The sequence below is a fragment of the Falsiroseomonas oryzae genome (assembly GCF_027856955.1).
Classification (GTDB): Bacteria; Pseudomonadota; Alphaproteobacteria; order Acetobacterales; family Acetobacteraceae; genus Falsiroseomonas; species Falsiroseomonas oryzae.
Genome location: NZ_JAPSMD010000676.1, coordinates 1 through 2048 on the forward strand (window position 1 = coordinate 1; position 2048 = coordinate 2048).

The 2048-nt window shown below is 74.3% G+C and carries 2 protein-coding genes and 1 pseudogene; all 3 read right to left on the minus strand.

The features are described from left to right. Window positions 1-91 precede the first annotated feature (91 nt). Window positions 92-811: a DUF5765 domain-containing protein gene (locus tag OZN99_RS30475; RefSeq protein WP_270938959.1), complete on the minus strand. Its 720-nt coding sequence runs from the start codon at window positions 809-811 to the stop codon at window positions 92-94. A 124-nt stretch (window positions 812-935) separates the two neighbouring features. Then, window positions 936-1718, minus strand: a complete 783-nt coding sequence (locus OZN99_RS30480) for a hypothetical protein (RefSeq protein WP_270938960.1) — start codon at window positions 1716-1718, stop codon at window positions 936-938. Between the two features lie 49 nt (window positions 1719-1767). Next, window positions 1768-2048, minus strand: a pseudogene (locus OZN99_RS30485) (squalene/phytoene synthase family protein); the annotation flags it as partial.

Consider the following 2048-nt stretch of genomic DNA (forward strand, 5'->3'; position numbering starts at 1 on the left):
GCGCCGCTGTGCGGCGGCCTGACCGCGCCGCTGTGCGGCGGCGTGACCGCGCCGCTGTGCGGCGACGCGACCCGCGCAGGCGGTGAACCGCTCAGCCGGCCTCGCGCCGTCGCAGCGGCGGCGTGCTGCCGTAGAGCTTGCCACGCACCCAGGGGCTGAGCCCGCCGATCACCAGCGCGATGGAGAACAGGCACCAGATCGCCGGCATCTCGTTCGGGTTGCTGGTCAGCAGCGACGCCAGGATCGGCCCCGCCAGCGCATGGAACACCACGAAGCGCCACGCCCCGTACAACAGCGGCATGCCGAAGGCGGCCAGGATGTAGGTGGGAAAGCTGAAATGCAGGCCCGGCAGGATCTCCAGCGCCGGCACCAGCCCGTTGTAGGGAATGTCCCACGCCAGGTGCCAATTGCCGGAGACCGTGCAGAGCAGCTCGCCGCAGAGCGACGTCCCCGCCTTGCATGGCCCGGCCCAGGCGAAGGGATAGAGCTGCAGCAGCATCACGGTCGCCGAGACGAAGCAGGCGAGATACGCCGCCACCCGCATCCGCCACGCCACGCCGCCGGCCAGCAGCGCCATGGCGAAGGCGTTGATGAAGAAGGGCTGGAAGGTGATGTGCAGGTAGGACAGGACGGTGATCGCCTGGTTCGCCCCGCTGCCGCACTGGTCCACCCAGCCATAGCCCGCGGCCTGCAGCCCCTCCATGAAGGTGAAATAGGCGAAGGTCGCGGGGACCGCCGGCGTGTCGCGCCGCCGCAGCGAGAGCGCCGTCGCCGCCCCGCCCAGCGCCACCATGCTCACGGACGCCGTCATCGACCAGCACATCGCGCGGCTCCGCAGGGACGCGGCCGCCGGCAACCGGCTGGCCAGTCCCGCGACGGTAGCGCATCCCGGACCCGAAGCCATGCCGATGCACGCAGAAATCCGGCCGCGCCTGCTATTCCGCCCCGAAGAGGAACTTCAGCGTGATCCCGGCGAGCAGGCTCGGCGAGTCGCGCCCGATGCCCGCGCCGGCGACAACGCCCAGGATCGGGCCACGCTCCGCCAGGCGATGCCAGACGCCCGCCTGCACCAGGTTGGCGTCGCGCTCCCCGCGATCCTGCTGGATGCGCGCGTAGCTCAGGCCCAGCGAGGTGTCGCGCGCGACGCCGAAGGCGAGGCCGGCGCTCAGCTCGTAGCCGGCCGGCCGTTCCCCTGGCTCCGGATCCAGGCGGAAGCTGCCGCCGAGATTGGCTGTCAGCGCAATCGGCCGCTCGCCCTCCCGCAGCCGCCAGGCGAGCAGCGCCAGCAGCGTCGCGTCCTCGGTCGGCCGGCTGCGGCCATAGGCGGTGGACAGCGCCCCCCAGACGCCGACCGAGGGCAGCGGCCCGCTGCCCTCCATTAGCCGCCAGCGCAGGCCGAGCTGTGTCGCGCCGCCCCAGCTCGGCGCCGTCGCCTCCGGGTCAGAGGGAGCCGCCCGGCCATAGGCCACGGCCTGCTGGACGCGCAGGTCGAGTCCATCGACTTGGCCGAGCTCGGCCTCCAGCCCGCCGATGTAGGTGTCGCGCGCGCGGCCGTTCCGCGCCCGCTCATAGCCGCCGCCGAGCGTCAGCGTTGCCCCGCCCGGCGCGGTCGGCTCCACGCCGACCAGGCCGGGCGGATCCTCCAGCAACGGCTCCTCCTCGGCGCGGGCGGGCAGCGCGAGGGCCAGCGCGAGCAGGGCGAGGGCAGCGCGTGTCATGCCGTGGTCCCTTGCGGAAGACGGGCCAGGAAAGCACGCGCGCGCGCCATCACAAACGCCCGCGCAGCCCCGCCCAGGTCACGGCCAGGCGGTCGCCCAGGCCCCGCGGCGTGGGCACCATCTCCCCCTGCGCCAGGCGCCGCAGGTCGCGCGCCGCCAGCACGGCCGGCAGCGCCGCAGCGATGGTCCCGGTCGGGATGTCCCGCCGCGCCCCGGCCAGCGCGGCGATCCCCTCCGCCGCCATCTCGCGCAGCAGCGCGCGCAGCGCCGGGGCGTCCGGCGCGGCAATCACCTCCTCGGGCCCGAGCCCGACCGCGGCCAGCCTGTCGC